The following is an 18,441-nucleotide window of genomic DNA, read 5'->3' on the forward strand; positions in this document are numbered from 1 at the left end:
TTTCTAATTGTTTACAAAATCTTTTAATGAAGAAAGTGCATCGGCCATTTCTTTTCCATAAACTGACCACGGTCTGGTTTGCGCTTTATTTTGAGCGGCAAACCCGAATTGTTCCAATATTTCCGGTTTTTCGAGTATTTGAATAATGACTTCTTTTATGGCTTTTGAAGATCCGGCGGGAACAATCCATCCGTCTTTTCCGTGTTCTATTAAATCAGGGCCAGCGGTGCGATTGGTTGTAATAACCGGAATTCCCTGCGACATGGCTTCGGTAATAACCAAACCAAAACCTTCAAAAAGAGAGGGAAAAACAAATACGTCATGTTCGTACATACACTCTAAAACCTCATCGTGTGATAATGATGGAATCCAATTGTGTTTTTCTAAAGCCTGATTTAATGCTTCGCAATTTGATACTGCTTTATGTCCCACAATGGTCAGTTCTACTTTATCTTCCATTTTTTCGACGGCATCAAATAAATAGGAAATTCCTTTTCGCTGCGATAAACCGCCTATGAATAAAATTTTAAGCTTTCGATCTAAAAGAGGTTCGTAGTATTTTTTTCTGGTAACTGCCGGAAAACCGTATGGAATTACTTTTATTTCGGGCAGGTTTCCTCTATAGTTTTCTAATGTTTTTTTGGTAAAACTGCTGGCAACAAAAATTACATCTGCCAGAGCTAATTCTTCATCTTTTTTGCTCAGTTTTCCTAGTGAATCATTGAAACCTATAAGCGTATCTGACCAAGCCGGATTAATATCAAATTCTTTCTGCATTAATAAACGGGCGCTTTTCCAATACCCAATTGGTAAATCGTAAATGCAGTAAAGTCCTAATTGTTTTGCTGCTTTAAATGTTGATAAAGCTCCGTCTTCATATGCATAAACTCCTAAAAGGCCTTCTTTTTTTAATTCGGATAAATTATCAGCAACCCACTTATCATGCTTTTGATAGACTTTGTCAATACAGAAAAACCCTTTTTCGTGTGTGATTAAAAAATCTAATTTGAATTTTGAAGTCAGTAAACGTCCAAATTCAAAAAAGGATCTTGATCGTGTATATGGCTGCCAGGTTTCGTCTAAACTTCTTCTTTGTAAATCTTTTAGTTTCGGATTATTTCCAAGTTTAAACAATAACTGTCCGGGAAATATAGCAATTGATGTAAATAGTTTAAAAAGCTGCTGTTCTTTCAATAAACCGGTTACCAGATTTTTTGAATTTGCGTTTAAAGTTGGATGTGAAACCAATAATTTCATACTGCCGAAATTGAATTGATAAACTGCGCAGCAATTCCATTTATGTCTGAAACCTCAACGTTTTGCGGTGTTATATTCAGATTGTTTTTTTCGTATTTAATAATCTGCGGAATCACGTATTGTCCTTTTGTTGGTGTCCAATTTCTTGAAACACAAATCGTATTGATTTGATGTTCTTTGTACGCTGCAAAAACACCGCTTTTTTCTGTTTGGAAATACGGAGTTGTTGATATTCCAAAATCACTGTCTCTCAAAACCTGTGATATTACTTTTTCAGCTTGTACGCCAAGAATTTCATAAGCAATATTATAATTGTCCAATATTGCGGTGTACTTAATTAATTCCGGTCCATTTTTACCGATGAAAACAAATTTTATAGGTTTCTCAAATTGATCTGAATTATTGCTTAAATCTTTAATAAAATCTTCAAAAGGCGCTCCGTTGTGAATGGTTCCAAACAAAACAAACTGGGCAAATTCTATTGGTTCTTTTTTCACCGCTGTTAACGGAATATTACCGCAAATAGGCAAAACTTCTGCTTTGATATTTTGAGACTGAAGAAAGAACTGGTATAATTTATTTTGGGTATTTATGGAGTGTGTTTTTGTATTGTGGACTATTTTTTTGGCGATTACTTGCTGCAATTTCCCAATGCATTTGTGTTTGATAGAAGATTCGGTATCAATTCCGAGCCATAATTCATGAAACATGATATGCCATTTATGATTTCCTCTAATTTTTTTTAAGTAGGAAGGAAGCCAAAATGGCAATCCTTTTGGGTTGAAGCTGTACGGAACGTATTGAAGCGAAATCCAGTCGGGTTCAAAATCTTTCAGGATTTTTTGCAGCCAAATTAAACGCTGATCGTTTGGTGCTGCAACCGGAATTCGATGTACAATTACTGAGGTTTCTTCTACAACCTGAGTTTCGCTGATAAACGAAACGGCTTCGTGATCGCATAAAGATAAAATCTGTGCATCGTGGCCGGATTTTATAAGTTTACCACATAAGCGGCGGGTATAATCGCCTACTCCATCGTTACCAATTTCTGCAGAGCCGCATATGAAGAGTATTTCCATTTCGTGATTTAATTATTGATTTTTATAGGGAGGTTTTTTAGTTTCTCGTCAATCAAATGGATGAGTGTTTTGTAATAATTGTTTTGAGGTATTTTGATGTACGATAGGTTTTTTTAACGCTTTTATCAATAAAATTGACGACGGGAAATAATCTGGGGTAATGGTTCCGGACTAAATGCAGGAACTTTTCAATGCCTTTTTTTCCGCGCCAGCTTCCGTTTATTAAATGGATTGCATACGATCTTCTGTCTAAATAAATAGAATTTCCTACCAGAATATTCGCCGGAAGAATCAGCATATTTTCTCTTAAAACCTGTTCTTTATTTTGATAGGTATAACCGTATTTTTCGGCAACCGGAGTTATTACAGAACCTATGATAACTTTTTTTAAATTCATGGTTCCGTCCTCACCAAATAGCTGCAGGTTTTTATATTGTTCTAAACAATCTTTGATATACGGATGATTGGGCACCGAGGCAAAAATGGCTCCCTGAACTGCAAAACCGGTAATTGTTTCACCGTTTACAGGCAGATAAGAAGCGTTTAACTGTTTAAGTCCGCCTGCATCTTCAAACAAACCGGGATGTATTTCGTGCGCGCTGAAAAAGTCATAATCAAACCAAGTTTCCTTAAATGGTTTCAGTATTTTAACATCAGAATCCAGATATAAACCACCTTCGGTATATAAGGCATACAGACGAATGTAATCTGCTGCAAAAGCCCATTTTTTTGCCTGAAAGGCTTCTTTTACAAAAGGAATCGAATCAAAATCAAAACTATCTTTATTCCATATTCGTAACTCAAATTCAGGCAGGTGAATTTTCCAGGTAGCCATACATTCTTTTATAAATGGCGTATAATCTTCACCACTAAACCAGCAAATATGAATTGTTTTTGGAATCATAATTTTTTATCCGTTTTAAAATTTACACTTTATAGAATCTTCCAATAACTTTGGCTACTTTAATACCTATTAATTTTCGTGTAATTTCCCATTTAGAATGTGCCAATATGGGTTCACTACAATATTTCCAATAAATAACATCTAAATTTCTAGGGATTTTTCCCTGCGCGGCTCTTAATAAATGGTGCGCTTTCCATGGTTTTGGACTTCCCATTCCGTGGGACATTGTCGAATCACCTTCAGAAAAACCCATTCCTTCTTTTCCAATATAACTTACAGGATCATTATAAACTTCAATCGCTGCATTTAAAGCATCCTGATCCGGTTTATCAAAAATCTGGAATCCTTCTCTTTTTAAAACCGTTGAATTATAGGATTGATTTAAAAAAATAGAATTCTCTAAACCTCCAATTGCAGGTCCCATAAGTTCCTGCATCTGAACCCATAAATTTAAAAATGAGCTGTTTTTTTTAAGAAGTCCAACAAAACCGGCATTTACATAAATTGCGTTTTTAAAGTGTAAGTCGATATGATAGTGTTTGTAATAGTTTTTCCAGCCTTGCCGCCGGGGGTGAAATTCCTGCAAAGGTGAATTCACATCTTCGCAAAGTGCAACACCGCAGTTTATCCATTGTTCGTAGCACACCCATGAATCGTTTATTACAATATCCGGGTCAAAATAAAACATGGCGTCTGCATCTTTTGCAGGGCCTTCCCATAGTTCCAGCATAAAATCCGGCTTGTAGTTTGCCATATTATAGTTGGTCACTATTGGCAGAAAAATCAGTTTTATGTCCTGCACCGGAGTTAGGATAATGGCTTCTTTCCATTTGCCAATTGTTTCTTTTTCACCTTTTAAAACCCAGTTGGGTAATTTGCCCCGATAACCTACATAAATATTGCCTCTAAATCCGTTTTGATATAGTGAATTAGAAAGTGCAGCTACTCCAAAATGGTAGTGACCCTCGAAAATAGTGCAAACTGCTGCATTCATCATATAGTATTATAAATTTAAGATGCGTTTAAGTCTTCTTGTAACTCGTTTTGATTGATGTTTGATATAGGTAATATAAAATAAATCAGAGCTTTGCACTTTATACAAATTCATCATTCGCTCTTTATCTGTCTGGCTGGAATACATTAATTCGTCGATTGATTCTGCACCCAAACGGCCTCTGCCAGAATAATGCAAATGACTAATTGGTACATTTAAAGCTCTAAAAGAAGATTGTTTATTGACCACTATTTTAGATTCTTCAGACAATTGGGAATACCAAATTTTGTACGAGTCTGTATTTTGTTGGTACCCTCCCTGAATGGCGTGAATTAAATCTAAACTATTGGTGTAATCTCCAGACCATGAACTGAGCCAATTGTATGGAGGTTTGCATAAATTGAGTAATTTCCAGTCTCCCAATAATGAAGCGATATGTAATAAGGATTGATCGTGTTTTTTTGGAATTTCTGGATGCTGCTTGAACCATTCTACAGCGGCGTTCATATCTTCAATCATTTTTGAACTTGTTCTGACCAAGATATGTCCAGCTGTAATGGCTGAATTCAAACTGTCTTTTCCGAAATTTTCTTTTACTTTTTCGGGCTGCAAATAATTGTGTATGCCGCAGGTTGTGTATTCTGTATCGGCGTGAACTAAATCATGTCCGTTTGCAAATTCAAACAAACGTTCCCAATTCATTAGCGCCACGATATCATTATCTGTATAAATAAATTCGTCCCAATCTGAAAAGAATGCTAAAAAGCGGTATAGAAATCCCATTGGACATTCTGTTAAAACACTTCTCAGGTTTTTTATAAAACTTCTGGCTTCTTCCGAAAAATCTTCTACGGTTAAAAATTCAACTTCGTTTAAGATATATTGAGAATTTACTTTTTCTCCTCCAAAATGAATTAATCGAATTGGCAATGTACATCCGCTTTTTCTAATGGAATAAATTAGGTTTTCGCTGTACCACTGACTTTTTAAATTGGCTACTAAAACAATTCCTTTTTTCATCTATATCGGTTTACAAGCTTAAATGCCATTTATAATTTTTCTGCCACATTTTATGGCGAACGGGTCCTGTATAATGCCGAACGGCCATTTGTTTTGGGTTGAATAAATAGGAAAAATCAAATTGATCGCCTGAGTCTAAAATGAAGGTTTTAGGTGTTAAAGGCATATAGGAATTATTTTTTAGCAAATGGTGATAAACGGTTTGCTCGCTAAAATATTCGTAAGTGAAATTATAGGTTTTAAAAAAGTCTAAAGATTCTTTTATGTTCTTAAAAGCTTCATTGGCAAAAATAAAACCGGAGTTTACCTGATATATTTGTTCAGAGTTTAGGGCTTTATAACGACTGTCTAAACATCCCCAGCTTACATCTGGCATATACCAGCCGTTTGCTTTGGGTTTTTCTGTTAGTATTAGTTTTAAAACATTGGCGTGTTCATAAAACAAAATATCTGAGTCTATGAATAGTGTTGGTTTTTCGATTGGATGATTTAAATAGTAAAACAGTTTTTTGCCTAATGGATATTTTTTAGCATAATCGATTAAGTAATCTTCATAAGGTTCTAATTCTTCTTTGCATAAACCTTTTAAGGATTCTATTTCGCTCCAGTCGAGTCCTTCGGCGACTTTTAGGAAATCAAAATTGCTTTCGAGTTGGTTTATTTGTGCCTGAGTATGTGTTCCGTCTGAATAAAGTGTCCATTTAATTGGTTTTCCTACGTAACGAATAAAAGATAAAACAGACAAGACCTGCTCGTGAAAATCATTGAATGAGGAGAAACTGGCAACCTCCATTTCAATAGTTTTTTTTTTACTGACTTGGTTTACCAAATGATATAATCCTATTGCTACTTGTCTGGCAAATTTTTTACGGTTTGCTCTGCCTTTTGCTATGGTTATTTTTTTGGTAAGTCCGCCTTGGCCTGGTAATTTATTCATGTTTAAATTCTATAGTTTTTAATATAGCTCGTTAATCTCTTTGTGTTCCAGCGGTTGAAACCGCTGGCTATGTTTCCAAATAATTCACTCAAACCTATTCCAATATAGCCCGTGGTTTCAACCACGGGAAACGGGTTGTGATCATCTTGCGTTCCCACGGTTGAAACCGCGGGCTATGTTTTATGTTGGGTTATGTTTATTGTAATCGATAATATTGCGTACTGCGGTTGAAACTGCGGTTATGCTTCCAAATAATCCTCTCAAACCTATTCAAATATAGCCTGTGGTTTCAACCATGAGAAACGGGTTGTGATCATCTTGCGTTCCCGCGGTTGAAACCGCGGGCTATGTTTATGTTGGGTTATGTTTATTGTAATCGACAATATTGCGTTCTGCGGTTGAAACCGCGGTTATGCTTCCAAATAATTCGCTCAAACCTATTCAAATATAGCCCGTGGTTTGAACCACGGGAAACGGTTGTGACAATCTTGCGTTCCCGCGGTTGAAACCGCGGGCTATGTTTATATTGATTGATAATCTATTCCTTTATCCTTTATCCTTTATCCTTTATCCTTTATTCTTTATTCTTTAATTTATTTCTTAGCTCTAATTATTACTGAAAAACTAAATATATAATTTACTAATAATGAAAAACATTGGTTAAAAATGCTGTAGTACAAAATGCCTCGAAGCTTTGTTAAATCCCAAATAAAATAAGCTAGTATAACGGTTCCTAAATTGAGCGCTATTACAAATATTGGATTTAAAAAATGTCCTCTGCTGCCTATTAAATTACCGCTCATTGCTGCAATTAATCCGATACAGTTGGATAACATAATCAAAAAAAGTTCAGATGACAATGAACTGTATGAAGCTCCTAAAAGCCATAACATTTGAGCAGGAAATAAAAATACAATGAGCATTATAAAGCCTGCTGCCAAAAAAAGGATTAACTGAAAAAATGAAAAATATCTTAAAAGGATTTCTTTATCATCTGCTAATCTTGAAAATCGTGGTAAAAATAAAGTGCCTGATATCGTGGTAAAAAAAGCCATGAGTGCCGCAAATCTGCCCAACGCTCCTATACTTGCCAAATCAGTAGAGTTGCCAAAAACAGATAATATCCAAATTACGATTTGTCCTGATAGTGCATAAAATATAATATTGGGCAGGATGCGGGTTACAATTTTGAGTATCTCTTTACGAATTACGGGATCTGGCTTTTGGTGGCTGTCTACAAACTTTTTATTGATTATTTTGAGTTTGGAATTGCCGTATATCTGCGGAATTCCTGAAGCCAAAATAAGGACGAATGTCCAGGGAAAAATAAAAATTGTTAGGATTACTAATAGCAATCGTCCAAATCCAACTCGCAATTGATTTTTTTGTAAACTCGAAATATCCTGATGTAACTTGGGTGTTATTTCTAGTAAAGAATCTGATAAGGCGGCGTAAAAAGCCGGAATCAAGGACAGAAAAATTAAAACTGCCGATAACCAGCTTGCATTGTTTTTTAATAATAAATAAATGATTATTGGGGTAGAAACGGTTAAGGCTATAAATGCAAATTTCTTTCTTAAATCTAAACCTGTTGCCAAAACTTCTCCCAGTTTTTTAGGGTCTTTCCATACTTTGCCGCTTAGTGCCATGACTCCGTTTGAAATACCGGAATCTGTAAACATTACTAAAGTTCCTAACATGGTATTGGCGAGCGTGTATAAGGCGTATTCCTGAACAGGCAGCATTCTGACAATTAATATCCCGGAAACAAATCCGATTAATTTTAGGATTACTTCTGTACTTCCTACAATCGAAATTAATTTTATAAAATTTAGACTTTTATCGAAATGCTGGTGCTGTTTTATTTTATCTAATGACCAGTTCATTTTCTACTTTTAATTTAGCACTAAAAGAATTATTTTTTCCAATTCCTTTTACCTGAAAACCTATTGCTGCTAATTTTTTAAAATCGAGAATATTTCGTCCGTCAAATAAAAAAGCGGGTTTGTACATGTTGTTGTAAATACTTTCCCAATCGTAGGTTTTAAATTCGTCCCATTCTGTTAATATGGTAGCTGCATGAGCTTCATCAAGTGCTTCTATCGCTGTTTTGTAAACGAATATTTGATTTAATTTTGATTTGGTTTTTTCTTCAGAAAGTCCTTTTAATTCCCATAAATAACGCATATCGGCTTTAATTTTTTCTTCGGAAACTTTGGGATCGTAAACATGAATTTCTGCTCCGTCTTCGATTAAATGTTCGGCAACATAAATCGCTGCCGATTCTCTGGTATCGTTAGTGTCTTTTTTGAAAGCCCAGCCTAAAAAGGTTATCTTTTTTCCGCTTACGGTATTAAAAAGAGAGCAGATAATATTTTTGGCAAAACGGTATTTTTGATAATCATTCAGAATAATAATTTGTTCCCAATAATTAGCGACTTCCGGCAGATTAAAATAACGGCACAAATACACTAGATTTAAAATGTCTTTTTGAAAACAAGATCCTCCAAACCCTACTGAAGCTTTAAGAAATTTAGAACCAATTCTACTATCCGTTCCAATCGCGGCGGCGACCTCATCAACATCGGCTTCGGTGGCTTCGCACAACGCAGATAATGCATTAATTGATGAAATTCTCTGCGCTAAAAAGGCATTGGCTGTTAATTTTGATAATTCTGAAGACCAAACATTTGTAGTTAGAATTTGTTTCGGCGAAAGCCAATGTGCATAAATATCAACTAAAGACTGAATGGCTTTTTGACCACTTTCGGTTTGATTTCCTCCAATTAAAACTCGATCAGCATTAAATAAATCTTCGATGGCAGTTCCTTCAGCTAAAAACTCAGGATTAGAAAGTACTTCAAACTTTACGCCGTTGCCCGTATGATCTAAAATAGTCTGTAAAGTTTGCGCTGTTCGAACAGGAAGCGTTGATTTTTCGACTATAATTTTATCATTTTTAGCTATTCTGGCTATTTGTCTGGCGCATAATTCTACAAATTTTAAATCGGCAGCCATTCCTTTGCCTTCGCCGTATGTTTTTGTTGGCGTATTTACGGCGATAAAAATCATATCTGCGGCTTCAATTGCGGCATCAACATCGGTTGAAAAAAACAAATTACGTCCTCTTGCTTCCCGAACTACATCTGCAAGTCCGGGTTCGTAAACAGGTAGTTTATCTAAATTTTCTTCATTCCATGCCGAAATACGATCTGTATTTAAATCTACAACTGTTACTTTAATTTCGGGGCATTTCAATGCTATAACAGACATTGTGGGTCCTCCAACGTAACCTGCTCCTAGGCAGCAAATATTTTTGATTTTCATTTAAATACGTTTTTCATGAGACTTAATTCTTTTAAACACATAGAGACATAGATTTTCGGAATCTTTAAAAGGCGTTTCACTTGCATTAACAAACATAGACAGTGCAATCTTGTCATTCCGAGGAACGAGTAATCGCATTAGAGAATTGAAAAAGATTGGCGACTTGCTGTTGCGGAGTTGCTTGTGCGATTCCTCGTTCCTCGGAATGACAAACATTGAGAACTATGTGTTAGAAACTAGTTTCTTTTTGTAATCTTTTTTAAGATTCCTAAAAACTATGTTTCTATGTGTTTAAATTAATTTGCAGTATTCGTTATTCGAAATAATTTAAGATCGTATAACCACATTCTTTTAAATGCTGTTCTTTCTCCATCAGTTTTAAATCTGACTGCATCATTTCTTTTACCAATGATTCTAAATCGTATTTGCATTTCCAGCCGAGTTTCGTTCTGGCTTTTGTGGGATCGCCTACCAGTAAATCGACTTCTGTTGGTCTAAAATAATTCGCATCAACTTCTAATACTTCTTTACCAATCGGGATTTGATAATCTGGATTGCTGCAATATTTTACAAGAGCTTTTTCGTTTATTCCTTTTCCTTTGAATTCCAGTTCAATACCAACTTCGGCAAAACTCATTCGTACAAATTCGCGAACTGTTGTGGTTTTTCCTGTAGCAATTACCCAGTCTTCCGGTTCATCGGCCTGCAAAATCATCCACATCATTTGAACATAATCTTTTGCATGTCCCCAATCGCGCTGTGCGTCGAGATTTCCTAAGTATAATTTATCCTGTAATCCTAAAGCAATTCTTGCCGTTGCTCTGGTAATTTTTCTTGTTACAAAAGTTTCTCCGCGAATGGGTGATTCGTGATTAAATAATATCCCATTGCAGGCATACATTCCGTAAGCTTCTCTGTAATTTACCGTAATCCAATACGCGTACATTTTGGCTACTGCATAAGGCGAACGCGGATAAAATGGTGTTGTTTCAGACTGCGGAACTTCCTGTACTTTTCCATACAATTCTGAAGTCGATGCCTGATAAATCCGTGTCTTTTTTTCTAAACCGAGCAAACGAACGGCATCCAGAAGTCTTAAGGTTCCTAAACCATCTGCATTTCCTGTGTATTCCGGAGTTTCAAATGAAACGGCTACATGGCTCATAGCGGCCAAATTGTAGATTTCATCAGGTTGAACTTCCTGAATGATTCGGGTTAAATTAGTGCTGTCTGTCATATCGCCATAATGCAGAATAAAATTTCTGTTTTCTACATACGGATCCTGGTATAAATGATCAATTCGGTCTGTATTAAATAAAGAAGTACGTCTTTTTAATCCGTGTACGATATAGCCTTTTTCTAATAAAAATTCACTTAAATAGGCTCCGTCTTGTCCTGTAACTCCTGTAATAAGAGCTGTTTTTTTCAATGGATTCATAATTTAATTATAAGGCACAAAGGCATTATGCTGCAAAGTCGCAAATTTTATAAAGTCGTAACGATAAATGGGTTTGGGGTAATTTGAAGGGCAAAAGATCAGTAAACCTTTTGTTTGAAATTTTCGATGTTTTCTAAAAACCAAGTGTAGGTTTTTTGTATTCCTTCTTCGAGTTCTATTTGGTGTTTCCAGCCAATGCTGTGCATTTTAGAAACATCCATTAATTTTCGTGGTGTGCCGTCGGGTTTTGTGTCGTCCCAAAGAATTTCTCCGGTATGGCCTACAATTTTTTGTACCAATGCGGCAAGTTCCTTAATGGTTAAATCTTTTCCTGTTCCAATATTATACAAATGTTCGGGAAGCTCATTTTCTAAAGCAAAAACTACTGCTTCTGCCATATCATCTACAAATAGAAATTCACGCATGGGTGTTCCTGTTCCCCACAAAATTACTACGGCATTGTTGTTTTCTTTGGCTTCGTGAAACTTACGGATCATAGCGGGTAAAACATGCGAACTGTTTAAATCAAAATTGTCGTGCGTGCCGTATAAGTTGGTTGGCATCATGCTGACAAAATCTTTTTGATATTGTCTGCGTATGGCTTCGCATAATTTTACTCCGGAGATTTTTGCTAAAGCGTACCATTCGTTAGTGGGTTCTAAAGGAGCTGTGAGCAGATATTCTTCTTTTAACGGCTGCGGTGCAAATTTTGGATAAATACAGGAACTTCCTAAAAAAATGAATTTATCTACCGCTAAACGGTGCGCTTCGTTAATGAGATTGTTTTGAATCAGCATGTTTTCCATCAAGAAATCATACGGAAAATCATTATTGGCCTGAATTCCTCCCACTTTTGCAGCGGCATCGATAATTACATCTGATTTTGTTTTTCTGATAAAATCCCGAACTGCTTTTTGCTTTCTTAAATCTAATTCTTTGCTGGATGCTCCAATAAGATTCGTGTAGCCTTTTGCAGTCAGCGTTCTCCAAATAGCGCTTCCTACCATTCCGTTATGTCCGGCAATATATATTATGGATTTTTTATTGATCATAGCGTAAATTTTATTTTACAGCAGCGGAGAAGCAATCGATTCTAATTGCTGATAAACTTGTTTTACTTCCTGAGAATTTTCTTTTTGCAAAACCATCAAAGCATCGGCGGTGTAAATCAAAATGCAATTTTTAACGCCGATAAAAGTGGTATGCAATGAAGTTCCTATAACAATATTTCTGTTGGCATCAATGGGATGTCCTTTTTGAACCAAATAATCATAAACCGATTCGAAAGAACCTAAATCTGACCAGCCAAAATGTGCGGGAACAACTTTAATGTCTTTACTTCGTTCCATAACCGCATAATCAATGCTTATAGAAGGAATATTGATTGATAATTCATAGTTCAAAAAGCCATTTGTATTGTTTTCCCAAGCTATTTTTGAAGCTTTGAAAACTTCGGGTTCCTGTTTTTCTAGTTCGGATAAAAACTTTCCGGCTTTGAAACAAAAAAGTCCGCTGTTCCAGAAATAATTTTTCTTTTTAAGATACTTTACTGCCGTTTCAAAATCAGGTTTTTCATGAAATGCGATTACATTTTCATCCTCAAATTCGATATAACCGTAACCTGTTTCCGGTTTAGTGGGTTCTATGCCAAAGGTTACTAAATAATCCTGATTAGCTAATACAATGGCGTGCCATAAAGCATTATTGTATAATTCGCTGCCTTCTATAATATGGTCTGAGGGGGTTATCAATAAAATATCGTCTGGTTTTGATGCAAATGCAGCAAAGGCAATTGCTGCGGCTGTATTACGAGGAACGGCTTCTACAATATGAGTAAAATGCTTATTGAGTTTTGACATAATCGCATTCGTCATTTTGTAGTTTTCAATATTTCCAACAACTATCATTTTGGTTGAAACATTTTCGTTACGAGCTACTGTTTTTTCAAAAAGTGATTGTCCGTCAAAAAGTTCAAGATATTGTTTTGGAAGTGTTTTTCTGGAAAGAGGCCATAATCTGCTGCCAACTCCGCCAGTTAAAACTACATGAGTAATAGTGGTACTAATTGCCATTAGAATGTATTAAAATTTCTTTTTGATACACTTCATGACGAAGGTTAGTACTCGAAAAACGATGGTCGCGGGTATTAAAATACAACTCGATTCCTTTTTCTTCGCAATAGGCTCTTCCTGTAAAGTCTTTCTCTTTATATTCATCTCCTAAAACACGCATATCGATAGTAAAAGATTTTAAAATATCTTCTAAATCCTGCTCTGTTGCATAAGGTACAATTTCGTCGACAAATTTACACGCTTTTAACTGTATGTATCTTTCGACAACAGTCTGCGTTGGTTTGTTTTTTGTTGGGCGGTCTAACGTTGGATCAGTCTGCAGGCCAACAATTAAATAATCACAATTTTGTTTCGCTTCTTCAAGCATTTTTACGTGTCCCGCGTGCAGCAAGTCAAAGGCACTAAAGGTTATTCCAATTTTCATCTTTTTAATGTTTTAAATTAAATAATCAGTTTATGAATGGAGTAATGATTTGTGAAAAAGTATTGTGAACCTGTTTACTGGGGTTTTGGCGCTATTTTTTAAAATTTAAAAAATGGGTTCCCCGTGAATAGTTACAATTTGTACTACTCAAAAAAGAAAAAATTAGGTGTATAAAAACTAAAAATATTGTGGTTTTTGACTGTTTTAAAAAGATTAATTTCTGTTATGCAAAAACAGAAAATTAAAATCCATAATATCAATCTGAATACAACAATAATTTAAGATAAAATTATGATAATGAAGATGATAAGAAATTACTTTTTTGTAACTAAATGTCCTGAATAAGGAAAAATTAGCATGAAAACCATAAATAATTTTCGTCTCACCAGATTAAATTTACATCCTATATTAATACTGAAATGGTGCTTCAAGACTTATAAATCTTTAACGATTATTAACAGTTATAAGGAAAACTATTTTTAGAAAAAATAAATACCAATACAAGCTTACCTTACTTTAAAACTGATTTACAATTACTATAAATAAATTAAGAATTATGAAGTGGTATGTAGTCTATACAAAACCCAAATGGGAAAAAAGAGCAGCAGAACAATTAACGAAGTATAACATTAATTGTTACTGCCCTCTGATTAAAAAAACACAGCAAAGATCTGATAGAAAAATAAAGGTAGAAGTGCCGTTATTTAACAACTATATCTTTGTGCAAATACCTGAAAAAGATAGAAATATGGTGTTTTATTCTCCGGGTGTAGTTCGATATTTATTTTGGTTGGGAAGACATGCAATTGTAAAAGACCAGGAAATCGAGACGATAAAAGAATGGCTTAATTGTGGAGATACTGCTAAAGAAATTTCAGTGATGCAATACCAAATAGGTGATAAAATACATTTGAATTCCGGGCCTTTTTGTGATCAGAATGCCGTTATAAAAGACATTACAAAAACGCATTATGTTTTAATTTTAGAATCTTTGGGATATGTTTTAAAAGTAAAACATAAGTAATAACATAAATAAAAACAGAGTTCTTATAGGAACTCTTCTTTTTCAAAAAAATACTAATTGCTCAATCTGAAAATTTCACTTTTTTTGATTCCTAAAATTTTAACCAGTTTATCCAGTTTTGACAATTTTAGGTCAATCATTCCATTTTCAATTTTTTCATATTTTTTTACACTTATTTCCATCTGAATAGCAACATATTCAGGAGTATGATTATTCTGCAACCGATACTCTTTTATTCTTAAGTAGTAATTTTCCATAACTTTCATTTTTAATTATTTATTTTATCTATTTAAGCTTGCTTTCTATTTTCCAAATATTTTATCTGGTTGTTTCATTAAAAAAAATCGAAACATCGAATTTGAATATGAACTCAATTGAGACTTCTAAAACTTTTGAGATTTCAATTAATTTAGACACTGTCAAATCAACATCGCCTCTTTCAATTTTGCCATAACCGCTGGTGCTCATTTTTAGTTCGGCCGCCACATATTCTCTGGTTAGATTTTTTAATTCTCTTATTTTTCTAATATTTTCGTATACACTGTATTTCATAAAACAAAAAATATAAATAATCCTTATTTTGAGATTACTATTGTACCTCAAAAAATACAATAGAGTGATAATTTGTTTTTCATTATACTTTGTAAAAAAACTACTATTTTACAATAACTGTTTAATTATTAATAAAGAATAAAGCTAAATGACCGTTTTTATTTAGTATTCTTTTTAAATCGTGGTTAAAAATATATATTGTTTTCAGTTTATAATAATAAATCTGTTCAAAGGATTTTAAAATCCGATAAAATACAATTTGCAGCCTTTTACAGCTATCATATTGAGGTAAAAATGGCTGAAAAACTTCTCAAAAAAATGTAAAACCCGGCATTATCAGCTGCTTTAAAAGACTGATTCTGTAAGATTTATAATAAGGTTTTGTTTATTAAGAAGAAATATTAAAAATCTTAAATTAAAGAATAAAAAAAGAGGTTCAGATTAAATTAATCTGAACCTCTTTTTTTGTTATTATCTATGTTTTTATTGCGTCACCAATAACTGCGGATACGGATTTGGTGTTGTATTAATGATTACCGTCGGCACACCCACTTTTACGTTTACTAATAATTTACTCAATGTAGGATTTGCTGATAATGTAGAGTTTACATAAATCGCAGACGAATCATAATATAAGTTCGACGGTTTTGCTACCACTACATTTCCTGCAACTGTTGAATTTAGAATGTAATGAAAAGTCGAATTGTACACTACAGGCGCAAACATATTAGAGCTGTCTGAAAATTTACATCCTTCGATATAAGTAATCATAGCATTTAAAGTTGCCGCTGATGAAGTGTTATTGAAAAAATTAGAACTGTATATCGAAATTGAATTACTGTTGATTACGCTCGCTCCGGTATAATTACTAAAATCACAATTGGCAATTACAGGATAATTTTGTGCTCCCATATCTAAAGCCGTCTGACCTCTGTCGAACTTACAGTCTACCCAGGCATTTAAGTTATCTGGTCGGGTTGCCTTCATTGACATTGCCGTTGTACAATTTATAAACTGACTTTTGTAATACATTGTTTTATCAACATAACTCGATGTATTATAATCACCTGCGTATGGTAATAATGGTTCCTGGAAGAAACCTCTGGTACAATTAACAAAACCTAAATATTCAAAAAAGTTATTATCAAGCCCCATAATTTGATACAGGTGAATTCCGTTGGTCTGATCTCTAAAAGTAATAAACCTTAAATTTGCATAAGCAATCTGGCCAATTCCAACTCCATTTCTTTTACCTGCATATATACCCGTGCTGCCGCCTTGCAGCGTTAAATATGCCAAAATAAAATTAGTGTCGGTTCCTGTGTCTAATGTAATTAAAGGGAAATCATCTTTTAAACCAACAATTACCGTTTTCCCCGTTCCTTGTCCTATTATACCATGATTTCCATCAAGATGAACATTTAAGGTACCGCCTATATAAAATATTCCTTCCGGTAATTCGGCAATTCCTTTTGTATCAATAAGATTTTGAATATACGCTCTTTGATCTGCTTTTCCGGTTCTTTCTGTTTTCCAGTTTGGTCCCAGCGGATCTGGCAGTGTTTCCCACGTAGTTCTTGCCCAGGGTGTATATTTTGTTCCTAAAATAGTATTGCTAATTGCAGATACAACTGCTGTATTTGTAATCGTGCTGGTTTGCTCCACTCCATTATATTTTACAGCATTGCTTTTATCTAAATTCCCAAGTAGATCAAAACCTGTTACAGTTCCGCTTCCTCTTTTGTATCCGCCTTCTCCATCAATTAAAAACATATTGGTTCTGGCCGATATCACATCGTTTGAAGTACGCAAGTATTTATTTAAGAAGGATACATTTTGAGCATCAATATCATAAGATCCTGTTTGAACGGCAGAATAAGCGTTTCCGCCTCCAAAATCAGTAATTTTTAAATTACCCATATTTTTAGCCGTAAACATTGCTTTTGTTCCTTGTCCGTTTAAATTCCATCCTTCACTGTCAACCCCAACAAAAGTAGCCGATTGTAATCCGGCGATATCTGTTGCGTCGCCCGCAGGAGTTAAATAATTAGAATGCAGGTTTACGTTTCCATAACTTGGCGTTGTGGCATTTCCTTTCATTATTAATTGATTGGAAATAGACTGCGCCTGATGTTTTATGATTTTATTATTTCTGAAATAACCCGATGCACTGCAGTCAAACTTAATTTGTCCGCCAATATTGATCAGCTCATTATTAACTAATTGCGCTCCACTTCCATTAATGTAAACGTATCTTAAAGTTTTAAGAACGCAATTTGTTATCGGAGCACCCGGTTCAAAAGTAACCGTGCGGTCTACAAATGAAAGTTGTTCGATGTGTACATTCGTACTTCCGGCAGCGATTTTAATATTCGATACTTTAGATAATGTTGGATGTCCGTATAATCTTTGATTGCTTTTCATTACAAGATCAACTCCGGAGTAATCTCCTTTTTCTAAACGAACAGCACCATATTGATCTAAAGCAGCCTGAAGCGTTCCTTTTTGCGCAAGCGGCAGTAAATGAGCTTCAAAATATTTAATTTCTTCTATTTGATTGTTTACGCCTGTTGGTGGTTCCGGTACGGTAACCGGAGCTTCTTCAAGAGCATATTGATAGTTTTGTGAAAAAACTGCTGTTGAAAAGAGTAAAAAAAATAGTAACTTTTTCATTGTCCCGATATAATATAGGAATTTGTGCCTGTTTTTCTAAGAAATCCAAATCTTACGTTCCCGGCAGCGCTTGTAAACTTAGCACTTCCGCTTGCCGTATAGTTTATTGTTACTCCAGAAGATGCCTGAATGGTTAATACCGCACCATTATGAGCTTCTAAATTAATAGTATCGCCTGTCAGCATACTCGTAAAATTAGATGTTAATGTTAATGTAGATGTTGCGGTACATTCTATTGTATTATTTACATCTGTAGTAGTAATGTTTCTGGAAGAGGTAAACGGAATAACTGCCGCTCTTGGTGTTGTAGTAGCTGTACCTACCAGTCTTTCGGCTGTTTTTGCATGTAATGCATAAGGAACACTCAAAAGCTGTGTAGTTCCCATAATGTTATAATTAGCTCCTCCGCTTACATCAACTTGTGTCTCTATAAAGTATGGGCCTTTTTCCCATGCAATTGCACTAAAAGTACCCGTAGTAATATTTCCTGTTCCTATTTCAAGAGAAACCAAACCATTGTTATTGGTAGTCGCAGAATGTGTTTCCTGATAAACAATAGTTCCCGCTGCACTGCCTTGATGTACAATAACTCTTAGGCTTATTCGCGAGTTGGCAACCAAGTCATTATTCTGTGATCGAATAATAGCCTGATAACTCATTTTTTCTGGTGATTGTGCATATAACTTAAGCGTAACAGTCACAAATAATACTAGTATGGTAAGCGCAGATTTCATTGTCTT

General features: G+C 34.7%; 17 protein-coding genes. 1 reads left to right on the plus strand and 16 read right to left on the minus strand.

All coding sequences use genetic code 11. The annotated features are described in order from the left end of the window. Positions 1–3: 3 nt before the first annotated feature. The 12 genes from FLAPXU55_RS14930 to FLAPXU55_RS14985 all read right to left on the minus strand — a co-directional run bounded on the left by FLAPXU55_RS14930 (position 4) and on the right by FLAPXU55_RS14985 (position 13,452). Positions 4–1,257, minus strand: a complete 1,254-nt coding sequence (locus tag FLAPXU55_RS14930; protein ID WP_180858734.1) for a glycosyltransferase family 4 protein — start codon at positions 1,255–1,257, stop codon at positions 4–6. Then, the gene (locus FLAPXU55_RS14935) at positions 1,254–2,336 is read right to left on the minus strand and encodes a glycosyltransferase (protein WP_180858736.1); all 1,083 of its coding nucleotides are present in this window, start codon (positions 2,334–2,336) and stop codon (positions 1,254–1,256) included. The genes FLAPXU55_RS14930 and FLAPXU55_RS14935 overlap by 4 nt, the downstream gene beginning before the upstream one ends. A 52-nt stretch (positions 2,337–2,388) precedes the next feature. Beyond that, positions 2,389–3,240 carry a glycosyltransferase family 32 protein gene (locus FLAPXU55_RS14940; RefSeq protein WP_180858738.1) on the minus strand — a complete coding sequence of 284 codons (852 nt, stop codon included), beginning with the start codon at positions 3,238–3,240 and terminating at the stop codon, positions 2,389–2,391. Between the two features lie 22 nt (positions 3,241–3,262). Next, positions 3,263–4,237, minus strand: coding sequence for a hypothetical protein (locus tag FLAPXU55_RS14945; RefSeq protein ID WP_180858740.1), 975 nt, complete (start codon positions 4,235–4,237; stop codon positions 3,263–3,265). A 6-nt stretch (positions 4,238–4,243) separates the two neighbouring features. Further along, positions 4,244–5,254, minus strand: a complete 1,011-nt coding sequence (locus FLAPXU55_RS14950) for an alpha-mannosyltransferase (protein WP_180858742.1) — start codon at positions 5,252–5,254, stop codon at positions 4,244–4,246. 10 nt (positions 5,255–5,264) lie between these two features. Further along, positions 5,265–6,191 (minus strand): hypothetical protein, encoded by a 927-nt coding sequence (locus FLAPXU55_RS14955; RefSeq protein ID WP_180858744.1) that lies wholly within the window; start codon positions 6,189–6,191, stop codon positions 5,265–5,267. A gap of 593 nt (positions 6,192–6,784) precedes the next feature. Beyond that, positions 6,785–8,077 (minus strand): MATE family efflux transporter, encoded by a 1,293-nt coding sequence (locus tag FLAPXU55_RS14960; RefSeq protein ID WP_180858746.1) that lies wholly within the window; start codon positions 8,075–8,077, stop codon positions 6,785–6,787. Beyond that, entirely contained in the window at positions 8,058–9,518 is a 1,461-nt protein-coding gene (locus FLAPXU55_RS14965; RefSeq protein WP_180858748.1) for a UDP-glucose 6-dehydrogenase, read from the minus strand. Before FLAPXU55_RS14965 ends, FLAPXU55_RS14960 begins: the two co-directional genes overlap by 20 nt. Positions 9,519–9,831: 313 nt before the next feature. After that, positions 9,832–10,956, minus strand: a complete 1,125-nt coding sequence (gene gmd / locus FLAPXU55_RS14970; RefSeq protein WP_053470226.1) for a GDP-mannose 4,6-dehydratase — start codon at positions 10,954–10,956, stop codon at positions 9,832–9,834. A gap of 98 nt (positions 10,957–11,054) precedes the next feature. Then, on the minus strand, positions 11,055–12,008 hold the full coding sequence (locus tag FLAPXU55_RS14975; RefSeq protein WP_180858750.1) for a GDP-L-fucose synthase family protein: 954 nt from the start codon (positions 12,006–12,008) through the stop codon (positions 11,055–11,057). 15 nt (positions 12,009–12,023) lie between these two features. Then, positions 12,024–13,028, minus strand: a complete 1,005-nt coding sequence (locus tag FLAPXU55_RS14980; RefSeq protein ID WP_180858752.1) for a mannose-1-phosphate guanylyltransferase — start codon at positions 13,026–13,028, stop codon at positions 12,024–12,026. Beyond that, on the minus strand, positions 13,018–13,452 hold the full coding sequence (locus FLAPXU55_RS14985; RefSeq protein ID WP_073485088.1) for an adenylyltransferase/cytidyltransferase family protein: 435 nt from the start codon (positions 13,450–13,452) through the stop codon (positions 13,018–13,020). Before FLAPXU55_RS14985 ends, FLAPXU55_RS14980 begins: the two co-directional genes overlap by 11 nt. Before the next feature lie 556 nt (positions 13,453–14,008). Here FLAPXU55_RS14985 and FLAPXU55_RS14990 point away from each other — a divergent pair. Next, on the plus strand, positions 14,009–14,476 hold the full coding sequence (locus FLAPXU55_RS14990; protein WP_053470229.1) for a UpxY family transcription antiterminator: 468 nt from the start codon (positions 14,009–14,011) through the stop codon (positions 14,474–14,476). A gap of 53 nt (positions 14,477–14,529) precedes the next feature. Here the strand turns inward: FLAPXU55_RS14990 and FLAPXU55_RS14995 are convergent, their stop codons facing one another. From FLAPXU55_RS14995 to FLAPXU55_RS15010, 4 genes are all read right to left on the minus strand, one after another. Beyond that, the gene (locus tag FLAPXU55_RS14995; protein WP_053470230.1) at positions 14,530–14,733 is read right to left on the minus strand and encodes a helix-turn-helix domain-containing protein; all 204 of its coding nucleotides are present in this window, start codon (positions 14,731–14,733) and stop codon (positions 14,530–14,532) included. A gap of 61 nt (positions 14,734–14,794) precedes the next feature. Next, positions 14,795–15,028: a helix-turn-helix transcriptional regulator gene (locus FLAPXU55_RS15000; protein WP_053470231.1), complete on the minus strand. Its 234-nt coding sequence runs from the start codon at positions 15,026–15,028 to the stop codon at positions 14,795–14,797. A gap of 483 nt (positions 15,029–15,511) precedes the next feature. Beyond that, positions 15,512–17,701, minus strand: a complete 2,190-nt coding sequence (locus FLAPXU55_RS15005) for a hypothetical protein (protein WP_180858754.1) — start codon at positions 17,699–17,701, stop codon at positions 15,512–15,514. Then, positions 17,698–18,435, minus strand: a complete 738-nt coding sequence (locus FLAPXU55_RS15010; RefSeq protein ID WP_180858756.1) for a hypothetical protein — start codon at positions 18,433–18,435, stop codon at positions 17,698–17,700. Before FLAPXU55_RS15010 ends, FLAPXU55_RS15005 begins: the two co-directional genes overlap by 4 nt. Positions 18,436–18,441 lie beyond the last annotated feature (6 nt).

The sequence above is a fragment of the Flavobacterium panici genome (genome assembly GCF_903819335.1).
Taxonomy (GTDB): domain Bacteria; phylum Bacteroidota; class Bacteroidia; order Flavobacteriales; family Flavobacteriaceae; genus Flavobacterium; species Flavobacterium panici.